The 18,192-nt window shown below is 52.2% G+C and carries 18 protein-coding genes and 1 pseudogene; 9 read left to right on the forward strand and 10 right to left on the reverse strand.

The window, feature by feature from the left end; genetic code table 11:
- Positions 1 to 7: 7 nt before the first annotated feature.
- The 5 genes from AC0LWT_RS07405 to AC0LWT_RS07425 form a co-directional block, all read right to left on the reverse strand.
- Complete coding sequence (locus tag AC0LWT_RS07405) at positions 8 to 268, reverse strand: hypothetical protein (RefSeq protein WP_474680584.1); 261 nt, start codon at positions 266 to 268, stop codon at positions 8 to 10.
- 19 nt (positions 269 to 287) lie between these two features.
- A complete protein-coding gene (locus AC0LWT_RS07410; RefSeq protein WP_474680585.1) occupies positions 288 to 479 on the reverse strand; it encodes a hypothetical protein in 192 nt (63 codons plus the stop codon).
- 199 nt (positions 480 to 678) lie between these two features.
- Positions 679 to 834 (reverse strand): hypothetical protein, encoded by a 156-nt coding sequence (locus AC0LWT_RS07415; protein ID WP_474680586.1) that lies wholly within the window; start codon positions 832 to 834, stop codon positions 679 to 681.
- A 36-nt stretch (positions 835 to 870) separates the two neighbouring features.
- On the reverse strand, positions 871 to 1,149 hold the full coding sequence (locus tag AC0LWT_RS07420; protein ID WP_474680587.1) for a hypothetical protein: 279 nt from the start codon (positions 1,147 to 1,149) through the stop codon (positions 871 to 873).
- 98 nt (positions 1,150 to 1,247) lie between these two features.
- Positions 1,248 to 1,460 (reverse strand): hypothetical protein, encoded by a 213-nt coding sequence (locus AC0LWT_RS07425; protein ID WP_474680588.1) that lies wholly within the window; start codon positions 1,458 to 1,460, stop codon positions 1,248 to 1,250.
- Between the two features lie 120 nt (positions 1,461 to 1,580).
- Here AC0LWT_RS07425 and AC0LWT_RS07430 point away from each other — a divergent pair, with 120 nt between their 5' ends.
- Genes AC0LWT_RS07430 through AC0LWT_RS07440 form a run of 3 tightly spaced genes read left to right on the forward strand, consistent with a single transcriptional unit; the run spans position 1,581 to position 3,938 of the window.
- Positions 1,581 to 1,766: a ribbon-helix-helix domain-containing protein gene (locus AC0LWT_RS07430; RefSeq protein ID WP_474680589.1), complete on the forward strand. Its 186-nt coding sequence runs from the start codon at positions 1,581 to 1,583 to the stop codon at positions 1,764 to 1,766.
- The gene (locus tag AC0LWT_RS07435) at positions 1,766 to 2,284 is read left to right on the forward strand and encodes an endonuclease NucS domain-containing protein (RefSeq protein WP_474680590.1); all 519 of its coding nucleotides are present in this window, start codon (positions 1,766 to 1,768) and stop codon (positions 2,282 to 2,284) included. Before AC0LWT_RS07430 ends, AC0LWT_RS07435 begins: the two co-directional genes overlap by 1 nt.
- 13 nt (positions 2,285 to 2,297) lie before the next feature.
- Positions 2,298 to 3,938 (forward strand): recombinase family protein, encoded by a 1,641-nt coding sequence (locus tag AC0LWT_RS07440; RefSeq protein WP_474680591.1) that lies wholly within the window; start codon positions 2,298 to 2,300, stop codon positions 3,936 to 3,938.
- Here AC0LWT_RS07440 and AC0LWT_RS07445 read toward each other — a convergent pair.
- Positions 3,885 to 4,031 (reverse strand): annotated as a pseudogene (locus tag AC0LWT_RS07445) (helix-turn-helix domain-containing protein); the annotation flags it as partial. The gene AC0LWT_RS07440 and the pseudogene AC0LWT_RS07445 overlap by 54 nt on opposite strands.
- A gap of 191 nt (positions 4,032 to 4,222) precedes the next feature.
- On the opposite strand from AC0LWT_RS07445, the gene AC0LWT_RS07450 reads away from it, so the two are divergent.
- The 4 genes from AC0LWT_RS07450 (at position 4,223) to AC0LWT_RS07465 (ending at position 7,753) form a co-directional block, all read left to right on the forward strand.
- Complete coding sequence (locus AC0LWT_RS07450) at positions 4,223 to 4,891, forward strand: DUF6483 family protein (protein WP_474680592.1); 669 nt, start codon at positions 4,223 to 4,225, stop codon at positions 4,889 to 4,891.
- Positions 4,892 to 4,963: 72 nt separating this feature from the next.
- Positions 4,964 to 5,695: a class I SAM-dependent methyltransferase gene (locus tag AC0LWT_RS07455; protein ID WP_474680593.1), complete on the forward strand. Its 732-nt coding sequence runs from the start codon at positions 4,964 to 4,966 to the stop codon at positions 5,693 to 5,695.
- 10 nt (positions 5,696 to 5,705) lie between these two features.
- Positions 5,706 to 6,677 carry an MBL fold metallo-hydrolase gene (locus AC0LWT_RS07460; RefSeq protein ID WP_474680594.1) on the forward strand — a complete coding sequence of 324 codons (972 nt, stop codon included), beginning with the start codon at positions 5,706 to 5,708 and terminating at the stop codon, positions 6,675 to 6,677.
- 113 nt (positions 6,678 to 6,790) lie between these two features.
- Entirely contained in the window at positions 6,791 to 7,753 is a 963-nt protein-coding gene (locus AC0LWT_RS07465; RefSeq protein ID WP_474680595.1) for a phosphatidylglycerophosphatase A family protein, read from the forward strand.
- Between the two features lie 491 nt (positions 7,754 to 8,244).
- Here the strand turns inward: AC0LWT_RS07465 and AC0LWT_RS07470 are convergent, their stop codons facing one another.
- A complete protein-coding gene (locus AC0LWT_RS07470; protein WP_474680596.1) occupies positions 8,245 to 8,853 on the reverse strand; it encodes a hypothetical protein in 609 nt (202 codons plus the stop codon).
- A 96-nt stretch (positions 8,854 to 8,949) separates the two neighbouring features.
- Here AC0LWT_RS07470 and AC0LWT_RS07475 point away from each other — a divergent pair, with 96 nt between their 5' ends.
- Positions 8,950 to 9,381 carry a DUF6398 domain-containing protein gene (locus tag AC0LWT_RS07475; protein WP_474680597.1) on the forward strand — a complete coding sequence of 144 codons (432 nt, stop codon included), beginning with the start codon at positions 8,950 to 8,952 and terminating at the stop codon, positions 9,379 to 9,381.
- Positions 9,382 to 9,585: 204 nt separating this feature from the next.
- Here AC0LWT_RS07475 and AC0LWT_RS07480 read toward each other — a convergent pair whose 3' ends face one another.
- Positions 9,586 to 10,620, reverse strand: a complete 1,035-nt coding sequence (locus tag AC0LWT_RS07480) for an HD-GYP domain-containing protein (protein WP_474680598.1) — start codon at positions 10,618 to 10,620, stop codon at positions 9,586 to 9,588.
- A 228-nt stretch (positions 10,621 to 10,848) separates the two neighbouring features.
- Here AC0LWT_RS07480 and AC0LWT_RS07485 point away from each other — a divergent pair, with 228 nt between their 5' ends.
- Positions 10,849 to 15,240 carry a DEAD/DEAH box helicase gene (locus tag AC0LWT_RS07485; protein WP_474680599.1) on the forward strand — a complete coding sequence of 1,464 codons (4,392 nt, stop codon included), beginning with the start codon at positions 10,849 to 10,851 and terminating at the stop codon, positions 15,238 to 15,240.
- 679 nt (positions 15,241 to 15,919) lie between these two features.
- On the opposite strand, the gene AC0LWT_RS07490 is transcribed toward AC0LWT_RS07485, so the two are convergent.
- Both AC0LWT_RS07490 and AC0LWT_RS07495 read right to left on the reverse strand, forming a co-directional pair.
- On the reverse strand, positions 15,920 to 17,098 hold the full coding sequence (locus AC0LWT_RS07490; RefSeq protein ID WP_474680600.1) for a Ger(x)C family spore germination protein: 1,179 nt from the start codon (positions 17,096 to 17,098) through the stop codon (positions 15,920 to 15,922).
- A complete protein-coding gene (locus AC0LWT_RS07495; protein ID WP_474680601.1) occupies positions 17,085 to 18,185 on the reverse strand; it encodes a GerAB/ArcD/ProY family transporter in 1,101 nt (366 codons plus the stop codon). Before AC0LWT_RS07495 ends, AC0LWT_RS07490 begins: the two co-directional genes overlap by 14 nt.
- Positions 18,186 to 18,192 lie beyond the last annotated feature (7 nt).

The raw sequence follows: 18,192 nt of genomic DNA on the forward strand, positions 1-18,192 counted from the left end.
GGACTCATCAGGCGGTTATTTCACGCTTGCATATCAGGTTTGCCATCGACGCTTCGATGCCGAGTTGCTCGTTCCGATAGAATACTTCGCCGGTCTTATGCTTGCAAACGAGCGTCCCCACTTCCGCACCAACGATTACTGTCTCGACATCAGCGCTAAACGCTTCTTCTGGGTAAGGCACCATGCGTGTCCTCATGGTGGTGAATGGCTCTTCGATGTACTCTTTCTCCGACCCTGTTACCTTGTTAATGATAATGATTCTTTTCATTCCCACTACCTCCCAGCGTTTACCGTCCGCCGACCGATTCGTCTACGATTTCCCATTTGGTGTCTATGTGCTGCATGGCCTCGATCCAAACATAATCGGATATCTTGTTAGATATACCTGTTTTGTCCAGACCGGCCAGAACGTTGTTGTCTATCTGCAGCGTTCCGAAACGCGCTGCTTCTCCTAATGAGATTGTGTAACTTATGAGCATTGCTTCCGCGCTCCTTTCTCAACGTTTTACCCGCGTATACATACCACCCAGCAACGGCCATCCTTCTGCCATTTTCCATTCCCTTGCTTGTTCAAGCGTCACAGCTTCGTATACGTCACCGTTTCGCACTTCAACGATGTATGAGTCATCCAACGATAAAAGCTCTCCCGCGGCTTTCTGGAGGCTCATGGCGTCTCATTTACCTCCTTCCCCGTTTGCGGCGAATGCATACGATCATGCACTTTCCGGCGTCGCTATCGTCCATCAGCTTAAGCAAACTGTCGGCGTCCAACAGAATCATTGGCACGATCAGTTTACCGTATACGGCATAATCCAGATGCCTTAGTCCGTTCATATCCCGTACCTCCCGGAAGGCCCCGAAGGGCCTATATTATGAACTTGTTGCGGACATCCCTGTGGGAAGTCCCTCTTCGTTTGCTTCACGCATGTATGATTCAGGGTGCAGACCTTGCCGCTTGATATATCTGAACACATCTTTAATTCGCTTACCATTCACCTTAAGAATGAATGTCCATTCTTCCAGAGCCAATCCTTGAATAACATCATGTAGGGTTGGACCAGAAAATTTGTGAACAGCATTTTCTTCCAAACCATAAGATTGATATTCGCTGTAAGCGCCTTTAATAATACCCTTGAATTGATATTTCATACTGTCTCCCTCCCTGCGTAAGATCGCCAACTGATTGTATATTCGAAGCTGCTTATGTTAATATTGGGGGAGGGAGCCGCTAACTCCCTCCGAAAAACCTACTTGCGTTTGCGCTGCTCTTGTACTTTTCGGTACATTTCGTAAGCGCGCTGTTCGTCATCCGAGAGCTGATATCTCTCGATGACCTTGTTGTTTTCTTCCCAGAACACCTTTCGTGTGATGCGCCCCAGTCCCATCTGGTCGCGCAACACTCGCAAAAGGTGTTCTCTTTTTTGTAGCTTTTCGAAAGCTTTCATTGCTTGTTTATCCATTCTTGTTCACCTCCTTTCTAACTCTATTATACATTCAATTGAATGCAATTGCAAGTATATATTTGAATGTTATTGCATTCAACTGCTTTTTATTTTATGATGTATTTAGGAGGCGATTTTATGTCAGAACAGAGTGGTAATAGAGGACTTAAAACCAGGAGGGCATTGTCAAATTCGTTGCGCAATGATCTCTCGGAGAAATTTGACGCATTAGCCGACAAGACACAAATACCCAAATCAAAGTTATTGGATCAAGCGATAGAACTTCTTCTTGAGAAATATAACGTGGGAAGGGTCGGTGAATAATGTTCGAATACGACACGGAAGATGAGTTGTTATCACATGTGGTCAAAAATTTAAAATCATATTTTAACTTTGAATACTGGTATCATGAAGTGAATATAAAGACTTCAGAAGGCAATCGCGGGAGAATGGATATTGTCGGATATGACGGCGACATAATGTATATAATTGAGTTGAAAAAAGATGTCGTCAATAATCGAACCATAAAGCAACTTGATAAATATATGGATTTCCACAAGTCGCGAGGTAAACAAGTTCGAGGGATTGCGGCAGCGCCTCATATTTCGAGCCGATTATCCATCGATAATCTGCCAAAAGATGTAGAAGTTATGAGGTTGCAGGGTGTTAAATACAAGTCATTAAAACCACGCAAAGGCGTCCACGATAATAAGACCCGTGAAGCGATATATTTTGATCCAAAAATATTGGGATGGCTGCGGGAAAGAGCAGAAAAGGAAGATCGGACGGTTAGTGTTGAAGTAAATAGAACTTTACGCAAAATAAAGGAATCGGGAATGTAACGGGGTGATTTAAGTGTTTAATGCTTCTTACATCAAACAACTTGGAATCAAATTCATAATTAACTACAATCGCAAATCGCGTCAGGATGAAGAACTTGAAAAGAAAACTCACGAAGATACCTTGAAGGCAATGCGTGATTTGATGGATCGTATCTTAATCCCTCTTGGAGTCCCATACGATCAAGTAGATGAAATCGGCTCTGGCGACAAAATTTCAACCCGACCAGTGTTTCAACAGGTAATAGAGGATCTTCGAATGGGAAAGTATCAAGCTATTGCGGTGAAAGAAATAACTCGGATGGGCCGCGGCTCTTATACTGACATGGGGATTATTTACGACTTAATAGTTGAAAAACGAATATTCATCATTACTCCATGGAAGTTATACGATCCCAAGAATCCATCCGACCTAAAACAAATTCGTTTTGAATTATTCTTATCCCGTGAAGAATTCGAGACAACCAAAGAGCGTTTAGCGGGTGGCCGGTATACAAAAGCTATGGAAGGCAAATGGATGTCTGGAACTGCTCCATTCGGCTATCAGGTGAGCTCAATAACAACAAAACTTGAGATTTTGGAAGAAGAAGCCCAAATTGTGCGAATCATCTTTGATTTATGGGTAAATGGAATACCTGATCCAAAATCAGAAAACGGAGAGAAGATAGATGTACGGCATAGAGCACTTAGCACTTACTTATTGAAGATAGGAATTCCTACTCCAACAGGAATGGACAGATGGAGAACTGATATTCTTGATAATCTTTTAGGTAATGAAGCTTACATCGGAACTACAAAACAGCGTACAACAGAAACTTTACCCGATGGTACTGTAGTGGATCGTCCTGAAGAAGAACATATTATCGTTCATAATGCTCACCCATCCATTGTTGATATGAATACATGGAACATCGCTCAAGAAAAGAGAGCGAATAAAAATTATAATCCGCGGGTTAAACCAGGAGCCACCGTTTACGAGTTAACCGGCATAATGGTTTGTAATGTGTGCGGCATGAAAATGGTTAGGAATGAACAAAACCAAAAATACGTCAGCAGGAAAGACGGATCAGTTAAGATTCACCATAAAGTATTTATGGTTTGTGGACACAACAGATGTACAATGGTTAAGTATGATTTAGTTCTTAAACAAATTATTATGGCTTTAGGCTACTTTCGTGATCTTTCTGAAGAAGAAGTGTCTTCAACCCTCCTTCCATTGATGGCTGAAAAAACAGTCCCTAAAAAGTCAGTTGAAGATATCAAGCAGTATGTAGAGCGTAGGGGCGCAGAACTTAAAGCAAGAATGAAGTTTATACGTGAAAAATATGAGTTAGGTAAATATGATGATGAAGAATTCGAAGAGAGTAAAGCTGAGATTAAATCTGAACAAGAAAAATTAAAAAATATGTTAGCTTCACACAATAAAAATATTGAAAAACCTGTGATTAATCCTGAAAAAATAAAAGTCAACATCGGTTCAGCATTAGAAACATTTAATTCATCGATAAATACAAAAAGTAAAAATCAAATACTCCGGAGCATATTCGATAAAATTTATATACAAATAACTGAGAAGGGTCGCGGCACTATCCCTTCAAAATTCAACATTTATCCTGAGATTAAGGCCGATTTTCTTTATGATGAAAATTTGGTGTAATCTGTACTGTTTTGTTTTGTCCTGCACTAAGAGTTCAAAGACTTCGCGTTCGCGGTTGGTGAGTAGAAACTTGTTTTTGTGGTCGCTGCTCATGGATGTGTGTCACCCCTCCTTGCTCGGGTATTGGGAAATACAAGGTATAGGGATACAGTCAAAATAGTTTATGAAGTGCCGCAATCAATGGTGCTGTCAATCGGCAAAAATGGGCGTTCTCCGCTTTTGAGTTTCATCCTGAGCCGTGGTAAGCTGAAAAGAGGTATTTTGCCGGAAAGGAGACGGCTTCGATGTTCAGGCGCGACTATTTTATGCGGCAAATTGAGCAGTTGACCGTTACGCTGAACCGCATTTTGTTTCATAAGGAGCAGCATCAGTTTGGCGAGGCGCAGCGGCTGCTGGAAGAAGCCAGCAGGCATTTGCTGGGGTTGAATGTCCATTCCCTGCAGTCTTTGTCCTGCAAGGACATTTTAGATTTTTTGACGTATCAGGGCAATCTCGATTCGGGCAAAGCGCTGATCGTCGCGGATTTGTTCAGGGAGCAGGGCGACCTCCATCAAGCGGACAAGCAGCCTGAAGAAGCGTACAGGTATCATCTGAAATCGCTGGAGCTGCTGCTGATGCTGGACCGATTGGACGAGGAGGATCAGGCCGATATTCACAAAGAGGCCGCTCCCCGCATTGAGCAGGCGCTCGAACGGTTGACACGCTTGCACCTGCCGGCGGAGGTGAAGCTGCTGCTGTTTGAATATTATGATGAGAACGGGCGATTTTCCAAGGCGGAAGATGTGCTGTTTCATTATATGGAGGATCACCCCGGGGATGAGCTCTTTATGGAGCGGGCCCGGTTGTTTTATGAGCGTCTGCTGCTTGCGGAGGAAGACGTTTTGCTTGCGGGCAATTTGAGCAAGGAAGAAGTGCTGGAAGGCTTAAGCCAATTGAATGAAAAATTCGGCTGATTGCTGATCGTTGGCGGCATGGCATGCGGCCCGGAAAATTTTATTTTTTTGCAGACAGAGGTGTGAGGGGCAATGGTTTGGTATCAGGAAAGTTTTGGGAATGATTATTTAGTCGTTTATAAGCACAGAGATTTGCAAGGTGCATACCATGAAGTGAAGAAAATGATGGACTGGCTCCATTTGGGCCGGGGGGCTCAGGTGCTGGATTTGTGCTGCGGCATGGGGCGCCATTCGATGGCTTTGGCCGAATTCGGTTATCAGGTGACGGGCGTCGATTTGTCGGAAGTGCTGCTGGCCGAAGCCATGAAGCAGGACAGCGGCAAGCAGGTGGAATGGCTGCGCGGCGATATGCGGGAAGTGCCGCTGGACCGCAGCTTTGATGCGGTTGTGAATTTGTTTACTTCTTTCGGATATTTTGAGGAAATGGAGCAAAACGAGCGGGTTTTTCACGAAATGCGCCGCCTGCTGCGGCCGGACGGCAAGTTCATCGTCGATTACCTCAATCCTGCGCATGTGCAGGCCAATCTCGTTCCCCTATCGGAACGGACGGAAGAGGGGCTTACGATTCAAGAAACCCGGACCATTGAAGACGGATACGTCCGCAAGCGGATCGTCATTTCCGAGGAAGGCAAGCCGGATCGCCGCTATTTGGAACAGGTGAAGCTGTACGGCCGCAGCGAGTTTGAAGCGATGCTGGGCCGGGCGGGGCTGCATATCGATCATGTCTACGGCGGTTACGACGGCCAGCCTTACAGTACGGAGCAATCCAGCCGCATGATTTTTGTCGGACATCGGGAAGGATAAGGAGTCAAGAATGAAAACAGCTATCGATTGCAACGACTACATCGTTCAAGTCAAAGTTCCGCTGCCTTTCCCGCTGCGCTGGGTGAACAGCTACCTCGTCCGCGGCGAAGCCGGCTGGACGCTCATCGATCCGGGGCTGCGCACCCCGGATGCGGAGGCGCTCTGGCACGCGGTGCTGCAGGAGCGCGGGATCGCGTTCGAGCACGTCGAGCAGATCGTGCTCACCCATCACCATCCCGACCATTACGGGATGGCCGGCTGGTTCCAGGAGCGCACGGGCGCGCCGGTCCTCCTCTCGGAGGCCGGCTGGCGGCAGGTGCAGCTCCTGTGGCAGGGCGAGCAGCCGATGTCGGCGCTGCTGCTCGATTTGTTCGCCCGGCACGGCTTGCCCGCCGCCGGGCTGGAAGAGATGACGAAGCACATGGCCGGCTTCGTCCCGATGGTGTCGCCGCAGCCGCAGGTGACGCTGCTGCGGGAAGGACCCGTACGCCTCGGGGACCGGGCGTATGAAGCGATCGAGACCCCCGGCCATGCCGCGGGTCATCTGTGCTTCTACGACGCCGAGGCGGAGGCGATCTTTTGCGGCGACCACGTCCTGCCGCAAATATCGCCGAACGTCAGCTTCCTCCCGGAGGTGGAAGACAATCCGCTCGGCGCGTACCTCTCCAGCCTGCAGGAGATCGGCAGGCTGCGGGTGACAACGGCTTACCCGGGGCACCGGGAGCCTTGGTCCGATTTTGGCGCCCGCGCAGCGGAGCTCGTGCGCCATCATCATGAGCGGCTTGCACTCATGGAAGGGTACTTGCGCGAGGCGCTCAGCGCCTATGACGTCTGCCGCGCCGCCTTCGGCGACCGGCTGACCGTGCACCAGCTGCGCTTCGCGCTGTCGGAGACGATCGCGCATCTTGTGCTGCTGGAAGCGGAGGGCCGGATCAGGCAGCTGGAGCCGGGTGCGGACCGAATCCTATATATAGCGAATTAGAGGAATGCGAGTTTTCGGAAGCGAATGGGTATACGATGGTAGTCGGCGGCTTTGCGCGCGGGAGCGGGCGCCGCATTCAACCAGAAACGGCGTAGAAACGGAGGCATTCAGTCATGAGATCTTTTCTGAAAGAAAAATCGCTCGTCTTGAAAGAAATGAGGGAAGAAGTTTTCCACCATTTCCCGCAGGCGGATATTGAAACGGCGGTAGCCCGTTTATTGGTTGAAGTGAAAGGCATCAAAAAAATTCCTTACGAGCTGATCGCCGAAACTTTGCTGGGTGTGCTCGGCAAGACGGAAACGTACAATGTTATGACGACGCTGCTGGAGCTGGACAAGAAAGTGAAGCATGATCCCGAGCTGCTCGCCAGCATGAAAGACCCTGCCTATAACCTTCACCGGACGATTGCGATGTCCATCTGCGGCATGTACGGCAGCGGGGCGAGTTCGTTGTTCGGTTTCGTGGATTGCAAATTCCGGTTCTTTTTTCCGAATAAAAGGCCGAAATCGTTTTTGTCCAAAGGGATTTGCGCCCTCGTCGCCTCTACGGCCAGCGTAGTCATTTCCGAGAATGTAAAAGAGGACTACACTCAGCGCAACCTGGCGCTGCTGGCATCGCGCGGAGTGAAGCTTGACGATCTCGTGGATATCGTCGATATGCTGCAGCGGCCGTACACCCCCGACTTGGACCGCAAAATTTGCGAGCATCATGTGCTGGCCGTTTTGCGCAAGCAGCAGACGTTCCATACGGTGCAGTTGGCCATCAAAATCGACACGGCCGTGGAGCAGGGCGAATTCAACAAGCAGTACAACCATATCGTCGGCACCGATGAAGGGCTGTTTGGCGTGGATGAATCGATCGCGACAGCGATCCCGCTCATGTACGGCACGATCGCGCTTACGAACTTCGGCTATTTGGATAAAGCCAAAATCGGCATCATTAAAGAACTCGACAGCGACCATACAGGCGGCAAGTGCAATACGTTCGTGGACGATCTCGTATGCGGGCTCGTAGCGGCGGCCTGCGGCCGGCTGGCGCATAACAATATTTCAACGTTCAACAAACCCCAGGATTGATTGCAGTACGGTGAGCCCCTTTCTCCACAAACGGAGAAGGGGCTATTTTTGTTAAATTCATTTAGTAAAAATACCTATCCCAACATATAGGACATTGCTTGTTTTAATCTGCAAACGTAATTTCCATTGTTTCAAAGTCGGCTTTACATTTGGCTCTTATCATAAAATCAATGCCCAGTATGCCGTCAAAACCGTAAGACTCTTGTATGGATCCGAGTTGGATAGGAAAATCGTTTAAAGCAAAATGTTCAATTTGAAGGTCAGGGATGATCTGTTCATAGCAAATTTCGCTAGTCCCCCTACTCCATACATTCGCTTTGCTCTTCCGTTTATAAAGTCAATGTAAATGCCAATCCGAGTAAGTACATCGGTATCAAACACCGTTGCGGCACATCCGGTATCGAATAAGACGTTCGGTAAAATAATCGATTGATTGTTGTGAGTTAAGGTCAAGGAGACAATAGGCAAGCCATACTGGAGTTGTATCTTCATTACCGTTGCCGTACACCTGAGAAAAACTCTTCAACAACCTCTACATCACTTCGGCTGGTGTGGAATACGTACAGTTCGCGTGTCGGATACAGCTTGTGAAAATGCTTGTACCCGCTCCACGCTTCTTGCGGATTGTCGTAATCCTGAATAACCGCCATATCCTCCAACTGACGCATTCGGTTATTGGTGCTTGCTTTGATCGCTTCCACTAATACAAAACGACCTGGGTGCAACTCAGTAATTTCTCCCCATTTCATCAGCTTCACCTCGCTTGGTTGTCTTTGTTTGATTATAGCATACACGTTAAAAGAGCAATGAATAGTATATAGAGCCCTTCCAAAATAAATATACTGAATAAATGGAAAAACCTGCGAAAGTGCAGGAATTTTCTGCGAAAATGGCTCATTTTGGTGAAAAGCCTGCAAATGTGCAGGAATTTTTGACAAACATGCATGTTGAGCCCAGGCGCCGGCGAAAAGCCTGCACAATTGCAGGAATTGCGCGAGGCCAGCGCATCGAGGGCGCGAATTCATGTATTTTTGCAGGCTTTTTTCGTACCCGTCAGGTAGATTATAGCCATCGACTCTGGCATGTGGGGATGCAATCACTCCCCCTAATCCAGGGTATAAACCTGTACTATTCCAACATGCTAGGAAGCGGCTAGTGAACTATGATAAACTCTAGTAAAAGGAGGGAGTATTTCAATGAAAGACCCGAAAATGCTCGAAAAGAAGGAGCGATTGCTCCAATTGGTGAAGAGCTTTTGTCAAGAATATTTGGATGAAGAGTACGAGCAATTGTCTACTAAAATGGTGGAAAAGCTTGGGCGCAAGCGCACGGTTCCCTTTATGTCGGGCAAGCTGGAAGTCTGGGCGGCGGGAATTATTCATGCAATAGGAACTGTCAATTTCTTGTTCGACAAAAGCTTTCTCCCTTATGTGACTGCCCAGGATATCTGTCAATATTTCGGTGTAGCTCAAAGTACCTCTTCGCAAAAATCCAAATTGATTCGGGATATGTTCAAGATGAGCTATTTGGATAATGAGTTTGGCACGGAAAGGTCACTACATAGCAATCCATTAAACCAGTTGGTATCCCTCGATGGGTTTATTATTCCAAAAAGCTTTTTTAAATAACGGGAAGCGGGAAAGCGAACGGATCCATGCAAGCATTCGACGCTTCTCATGATTCGGCCCGGCTTCCACGGTACTGCGTTCCTTCGATTCCGCTATTTTCAGTATTTTCATGGAATGCCTGCCTGGATAAGCCGAAAAAAGGGCCTTGCGGCTGCTTCAACAGCCCGCTCGGCCCTTTGCTGCGGATGGCGCTCCCGCTTACTCTCACTGCTGGAGCAGCCTCAGCTTGCTTTGATCGGTCAATGCTTTCAGGAATTCGTCGACTAATACAGGATCGAACTGCGTGCCCGCATTTTGCCGCATTTGTTCCTTGACTTCATCGATGCGCAAGGAAGGCCGGTATACGCGATTGGAGGTCATCGCGTCGAATGCGTCGGCGATTGTGACGATGCGCACCTGCAGAGGAATTTCGTCCGCTTGCAGCCCGTCCGGGTAGCCCCTTCCGTCCATCCGTTCATGATGCCATCTGACTACAGGCATGGCGGCGTCGGAGTCCGGAAAAGCTTTCAGCAGCTTGCAACCGAGCAAGGGATGACGCTTGACGAATTGCTTTTCGTCCTCGCTCAATGGCGAAGGCTTCAGCAAAATATTGTCCGGGATCATAATTTTCCCGATATCGTGAAGCAGCGAGGCGATTTTGATCTGTTCGATGGCGGGTGCGGGCAGCCCGATCCTCGAAGCCAGCAGCGAGGCATAAAACGCTACATTATAAGAATGGTCGAAAGTGAACTCGTCTTTGATCTTGAGCATGTTGAACAGGCCTTCGTATTTGGTGTAATGATGCAGCTGCTTGCGGAAATGAATTTTATCGATCAAATGTTCCATGTGCAGACGGATCAGGTTGCATACGCCGAGGGCGTCTTCCGAAGGCTGCGTTCTTTCGTCGAAGCAAAAAGCCAACGTTCCGACGTAACCGTCGCATTGGAGCCTGAACGCGAACAGCGCGCCATACTCGATTCCGGCCGTCTGGGCGGGGATTGCCGTAATGACATCGCTGCCCTCAGGAACGGCGTAGAACAAATTCGTCTTTCTCGAAGCTTTGATCAATCCGGACAGTTTGTTTGCGGGAATATTTCTGGTATAAGAATCCATATGCTCGACCCCGCGTCTCTTGTCAAAAAGAAAAATGCATATTTGCTCGCTGCCCAGCAAGTACTTGGAAAATCTCTGCAAATGCTCCAGAGACTCAGTGATTGAATCGGAACGCACGACACTTTTAAAAAAGTGCAAATTATCCATCGGACCCTACCTTCTCGCCCAGTTAACTTTTATTTACTATAGTATAATTATCCATATACTTGCGCATCCCCTTCTTGCCCGAAAAAAAATTAAGAAAACCTAACTATTCGGCCTTGCCGAACTTGAGCGGGAATAAGAGCCGTGACTTAAGCAAAATGCCTGTCTGTCTGGAACGGGAAGATGAGATATGCTATCTTGGAAGAAAATGTGAGCGAGGAGATGTCGGTAATGACACGATTTTTGCAGGATGAATACGGCTTCCATCCGGTTTTAGCGGAGTGGTTCGCCTCCCGGTTCGGAGAACCGACCGACGTTCAGAGGCAAGCCTGGCGGCAAATTTCGTCCGGACATCATACGCTCATTTCCTCCCCGACCGGATCGGGCAAAACGTTGGCCGCTCTACTGCCGTGCCTGGATCAAACCGCCAGGCGGAAAATGCAGGACAAGGACGGCTATGCCGCCGGTGTCCGCACGCTCGTCGTTACGCCGCTGAAAGCGCTGAACAACGATATCCATCATCACCTGCTGCAGTTTATGGAGGAGATCCAGCATACCGCCGAGTCGCTGCAGCAGCCGGATTGGAAGCCGCTCACAGCCGGCGTGCGCACGGGGGATACGAAGCAGAGCACGCGCGCTTCCATGCTGCGGACGCCGCCGGATGTGCTGGTCACAACGCCGGAGTCGCTGTATTTGCTGCTCACTTCCCCGCGGGCAAGAGAGATTTTGCGGCGCGTGGAGCGCATCATCGTGGATGAGATCCACGATTTGGCCGCCGACAGGCGCGGCATGCATTTGTCGCTCTCGCTGGAGCGGCTGGATGCGTGGTGCGGCCGGAGCGTGCAGCGGATCGGCGTGTCGGCCACGCAGAAGCCCATCGAGCGCGTCGCGCAGTTTCTCGGCGGCTGGGAAGTCGAAGGGCCGCGGCATGTGGCGATTGTCGAAAGCAAAGCGGACAAGCGGTACGAGCTGCGGGTGACGATGCCGGAACCCGCCCGGGCCGGAGCCGACAAGGAGGCCGTATGGACGCCTCTTGTCGTCAAGCTGCTGCAGCTGATGGAAGGCTGCAGCACGGCGCTTGTGTTCGCGAACAGCCGCAGGCTTTGCGAACGGCTCACTTTGCGGCTCAACGACCACGTCGGGTATGAGTACGCAAAGAGCCATCACGGCAGCGTCGCCCGCGAGAAGCGGCTCGAAGTCGAGCGCATGCTGAAAGCGGGCGAGCTGCGCTGCCTTGTAGCCACCTCGTCGCTGGAGCTCGGCATCGACGTCGGTCATGTCGATCTGGTCATCCAGATCGACTCGCCGTTCAGCGCGGCCGCCGGCATCCAGCGCATCGGCCGCGCCGGCCACGCCGTCGGCGACGTCAGCCGCGGCGTGCTGCTCGCGCGCAGCCGCAGCGTACTGCCGGAGCTGGCCGTGCTCGGCCGGCGCATCGCGGCGCGCGACATCGAGGCGATCCGCATCCCGCAGGGCGGCCTCGATGTGCTGGCGCAGCAGACGGTCGCCATCGTCAGCCTCGGCGACGACTGGGACGCGGCGTCGCTCGCCGGTCTGCTGGAGCGCAGCGACAGCTTCCGCGGGCTGCCGCGCGGCAAGCTTGAGGCGATGCTCGAGGTGCTCGCCGGCTTCTATCCGTTCGTGCGGCCGCTGATCGAATGGGACCGCACAACCGGCCGGCTGCGCCCCCTGGCCGGGACGCAGATGGCCGCGCTCACCGGAGCGGGCACGATCCCGCAGAGCACGGCGTACCCCGTGCACCATAGCGACACCGGGCTTCATCTCGGCGAGCTCGACGAAGAATTCATCCAGGAGTCGTCGGTAGGCGACGTCTTTCAGCTGGGCACGGCTTCCTGGCGCATCGTCCGCATCCGGCCGGAGCGGATCTACGTCCGCGAAGCCGAGAACCGCTACAGCGAAATTCCGTTCTGGCGCGGCGAGGCAGGCGGCAAATCGTTCGAGCTCGGCATGCAGACCGGCGCGCTGTGGAGGGAGCTGCAGGCGCGCCTGCACATGCAGCCGGATGGCGCCGCCGGCCCCGAGCCTGCCACGAGCCGCACAGCCGCCGACGTGGGCGTCCAGGAATGGCTGATGCGCGAGTATGGCATGGATACGGAAGCCGCCGATAGCCTGATCGGGCTCGTCCGCAATCAAATGGCCGTCGCTCCGGTGCCTACCGACCGCACTTTCGTCATCGAGACGTTCCTGGACGAGCAAAATCATACGCATTACATTGTACACAGCCTGCTGGGCCGGAAGCTCAACCGGACCTGGCTGATGGCCATCGGCCGGAAGCTGGCGCAAGCCGGCTATTCCGCACTGTATACGAATGCGCGGGATAACGGGATCGAGCTTATTTTTGACGGCTACGACGAAGCTATTGTGCAAAGCATCATGTCGCTGGCATCCGAACAAGCCGAGACGCTGGTCGTCGAAGCAGTCGCCCAATCCGCGATGTTCGGCGGGGCGTTCCAGCGCCTGGCCGAAACTTCGCTGCTGTTGACCCGCAGCTTCACGCGGATGCCGGCCTGGAAGAAGCGGCTGCGCGGCCAGGAATTGCTGAAGGAGGCGCTGCCGTTCAAGGAGCGGTTCCCGCTTTTTCAGGAGGCGATGAGGGAATGTCTGGAGGAACATGTCGATATCGGGCATCTCAAGCAGGTGCTGGATGGCGTGTCCCGCCTGCAAATCCGCTTCGCCGTGCAGCGCAGCCATTTTCCGTCGCCGCTTGCCGGGCAGTTCCAGGCCGACTACGTGCAGACCCGGCTCTATGAGTCGGATGCGCTCTCTCAGGACTTGCAAATCGAGCTGCTCGGATTCAGCCGGCGGATGGCCGCCGACGTGTTCGGCGCCGAAGCCGTCCGCAATGCGGTCAGCCCGCAGGCCATCGCCGCGGAAGAGCGGCGGCTCGCCAAAGCCGACGCGCCGCTCGGCGCAGCGGACGACGTGCTCCGCTATTTGAAGGAGCGCGGAGAGTCTACGCTTGCCGAGCTGCTGCAAGTGCACGCTTTGGACGGAGAGCTGCTGCCGGAATGGCTGCGGCATTTGCAGGACCGCGGCGGCGTCGCGACGACGGAACTGCGCGGCGCCTCGTATTACATTTGCAGCGACGAGAAGGAGTTGTACGCGTCCCTCGCCGATTCGGACAGTGCGAAAACGTTTATTTTGCAAAGGTATGCCGATGGCAGGCTGTCCTTCAAGGTCGAGGAACTATCGGACCGCTATGCGCTGCCGCCGGATGCCGCGGCTGCTTGGGTCCGCGCGGCGGCGGAAGCGCGCACGCTGGAAGCGGCTCCCTTTGCCGACCCGGACGTCGAGGAGCTGTGGACGAGCAGCAAAGTCGCATCGCGGCTCATCCGCATGTCGCTGCAAGCTTTCCGCCGCAACGGAGAGGCGATCTCTCCGCAGACGTATTTGCGGCACATGCCGCTGCGCCGCAAGCTGGCCGCAGCTTCGGAGCATACCGGCGCAGAGCGGCTGCGCGGAATTATCGGCGACCTGCAGGGCTTCTTCCTTCCGGTTTCCCTCTGGGAAGCGGCGCTGTTTCCCGCCCGTCAGCCGGGCTACCGGAAGCAGGACCTGGACTTGCTTTGTTCGTCCGGCGATATTTTTTGGATCGGCAAAAAGGAGCCTGACGAAAAAGAAGGCAAAATCGCCTTCTTTGCGGCCGAAAGCGGTTCGCTGTTCCAGCCGTGCCTGTCGGCGGCGCAGCTAAGACCGGCCTCCCATCCGGAGCTGCTTGGCCTTCTGGAACAAAAAGGAGCCTGCTTTCTGAGCAAGCTCGGCATCGAAACCGGAAGGCCGCCTTCGGCGCTGCTGGCCGAGCTGCTCGATCTCGTCTGGGACGGCCGGGCGGCCGGCGATCAGTTCGCCCCGCTGCGCCTGCATGCGCAAGCGGGCACTAAAAAACCCGGGAAGTTTCAGTCCGGGCTAGGCCGCTGGTACCCGCTTGACATTTTTGGCGGCTCCGGCTACGACAAAGAAGCTTCGGCCGCGGCCTGGGTCCGGCATTTGCTCGACAGCTACGGCATCATAACCCGGGATTTGGCCGCCGCCCTCTGTCCGTTCCCCTGGGAAACGCTGCTGCCGCTGCTCCGGCAGCTGGAAGAATGGGGGCTCGTCGTGCGCGGCCTGTTTATTCAAAACTTGCCGTATTTGCAGTTCGCGTCCAAAGATTTTATTACCCTTCTTCATCAGGACGCGGGCCGGGCTCCGGCCCTGCAGGTGCCGGCCGGGGAGCCCGTTACGCTAATCTGCTCCGTTGATCCGGCGAACCCGTTCGGTCTTCTGCTCCCGTGGCCGGACTATCCGGGCATCTCGTTTGCCCGCAAAAACGGCAACTATCTCGTCATCCGGGGCGATCAATGGCTGTACTGGATCGAAAATAACGGAAAGCGGATTTATCAGACCGGGCAAGCCGTACCGGTCGACGAAGCGGAAGTCGGCCAACTGCTCAAGACGGTTTTCCGCTTGTTCATGAAGCAAAACCATCTCCGCAAAATCGTCGTCGACAGTTGGAACGGCGTCCGCATCGCCGAAGCTCCCGAGCGGCAGTACTTGCAGCTGCTGGGCGCCGAAAAGGACCGCGCCAGCTATGTGCTGTGGCCCAGCCAGCTGAACGGCTGAACGAAATTTTTGCCGCCCGAGAAAGTCGCGATAATCTGCGAGGGTTAGGGGAAGCAGCGGGGCTAATTTGGAGGACGACCACTTTTTCCGGGCGCACACCTCCCCTTGTGAGGTCGCGGAACTGAACAAAATGAGTAGGGAGACATCGAGGTGGAAAAAAACTGCAAAAGTGCAGGTTTTTCCTCTGAAATTAGCTCATTTTGGCAAAAAACCTGCAAAAGTGCAGGAATTTTCGCTGAAAGTGAGCCTGAGCCCATCTCCCCGCTGAAAAGCCTGCACTTTTGCAGGAATTGTTCGTGGCCAGTGAACAAGGACATAAATTCATGTATTTTTGCAGGTTTTCTTCGCGCAGCCAGGCAGATTATGGCTACCTCCCCTAATGTGGGGGGTTTTTGGGCAGCCTGCACGTTTGCAGGCTTTTCGACTTAACGAGCCATTTTCGCAAGTTTTCCCATCGGCTCGGCAGGCCGAGCCGTCTCATAACCTCTCGCCTACCTCACGCCCCCGCCCCGCCGCGCAACAACCCGGGTCGTGAGAGGCCCGCGCCGTGTCCAAAGCAAGCCCCCTCATGCTCCCGCCGTGCAGTTTTTAAGCGTCCGCATAAGGCCGCGGCGCGGCTTTGCCGGCCTGTTCGGGTTTGCCAAGCTGCACCCGCGGCCTTGCGGTTTGCTCCGAGTGGTCAGCCTTTCTTCGTTCCTCTCGTGCCATACTCGTTAATTTGCATCTTTACACGGACATTTACGGACGCTTTACCAAACTCGGTATCCCAATTGTCCTTGACCCGTTTCCAAACTTGCGGATATTTAATTTCCAGCTTTTTCCCAAACCCGGCCACATCTGTTTTCAAGTCCTTTTGAATTTTGGCGAGCGTTTTTTCTACAGATTCCTTGACGGATAATTCCGCGGCCTGCTCCGCTCTTTTTACAAAATCCTCTTCAAGAGCGTTTCCGGGGATGGCCCAATCTTCCCTTAATCTGCCTTCCGATTGAATCATGACGTCAAAAGAAATTTTATCCCCCTCGACTTTAGGTTTGACGGTTCTTTTTATTTTTCGGACCTCGTAGACGACTGCCGCTCCGCTTTTGGGTTCTATGCCTTTGACGATCCCGTCCTCCTTCCTCTCCCCTCTCAGCCAATTGAGCCCAACGACCTCCTTTTCATCCAGCAAACCGACCATTTTCGCCTTCTTTCCGCTGATGACGGCCGCTCCGGAAATTTTCGATTCCTTGCCGAAAGTTACGACCCGCTGAATGACGAAGCTATTTTTCCCGCTCAAATTTGCCGACATGTCTCCTACTTTCATCGCGGATGTCATGAGCAGGGTCTTATTGAATTCATCGACCATCCCTCTTAATCTCAGGGCCGGATTGTCATTGATTCCTTGCTTTTCAAAAACGCTGTTTACTTTTCCTTCGGATATCACGATTCGGATCGATCTTCTTGCCTCTGTATTGCGAAGCAGGAAGTTGATCATATTTTGCAGTTCGAAAGTCCGCGCTACCTCCTCGCTAATTACAATCACGGCCAAATGCTCATAGCTGGGAATGCGGGAAATCCTCGTTGATACCTCTTTAATATTATCGAAAACGACGCTGCCTTCGCTGGCGAGGTTGACATAGTTCTTGACGGCGAGCCCGCCTTCCTTGGCTGCGAACCTCTTGGGTATGGCAATATGATGAATCATGGACAGCCTCTGCTCGTCAGGCATGGTCTTTGTGCTGTTTTCCTTGGCGGGCAAATCAAATCCGATCCCCAGAACTATGCCCACGTTCTCGATCTCAACCCTGTCCCAGCACCCTGCGACGGGAACGAGCAGCAGAAGGGAGGACAGCATGAGGACTCTTCTAGCTTTTGACAAGGCGGTTCCCCCTCAGCTTTAACAAAAGCAAAAAATACAAAGGCATAGCCATCGAAACAAACAAAACAACGTTTCCGACCATGCTTCCGAACTTGAACACGCCGTTCAAATCACGCGGAAACATGGCGATCATATAAATCACGGGCAGAATGGCAAAGACAAAGATCCGGTAATCCTTATTCAACAATTGCCCTATTCCGAGGCTTGCCGCATATTGGTACGGTACGAAAGCCGTATACATCGACAGCACCCACAGGACGGAAAACATCGATTCGAACCGCTCGAAGAAGCCTCCCGGCAGTTCAATGTTTTTGGCTACTGACATGGTCGGCCATGTGGTCGTTTTCACTTCTTCTGCCGTCAGCGTACCGATCGAAAGCAGGACAATCAGCGTGTAAAAAACAACAACGACCCCGATGCCGCTTAGCGTAGCTTTCACCGCTTTCTGCGGTTCTTTCATGAAAGCCGTAAATAGCAGCATCACTTCAAAGCCGCTGTACGCTTGAGCGGAGGTCTTGATTCCCTTCAACACCGGCGCCCATCCGCTGCCTAGAATCGGCCGGATATTGTCCGTCTTGAAATCGCCCAAGCTGGCCAGAATAAGCGCGACCAGGATAATCAAAATGACCGGAAAGTACAGTTCGGTCACTCGCGCGATACAGCTTATGCCAGCTAGCGTAACATAAGCCGCAACACTCATAAATGTAATGATGATCACTTCAATAGGGGTTGTATCCAGCAAGTACATGCGGATCACTTCGCCCATCAAGCGCACCAGGTATGCGGAAGCAAAGGTGAAATACAGAACGAAAACGATGCCGTGGCATATGCCCAGCCATTTCCCGGCTATCGTCCGGCTGTATTGGAAGAACGTTTGCCCGGGAAAATGTTGGCTCAGCCTGGCAATTGCATACCCCAGGAACAAAACGATGATTCCGCTCAGAAAGACGGCAATCCAGCCGTCAGAAGTACCGACGTCCCGCGTTTCTCCCGACGGGAGAATGAGAATTCCCGTTCCGATCATGCTTTTCGCTACAAGCAAGGAAGCCTGTGTAGCTGTGAGCCCCTCTTCGCTTTTTATCGTCATGGCATCT

The organism is Paenibacillus sp. sgz302164, assembly GCF_056120505.1.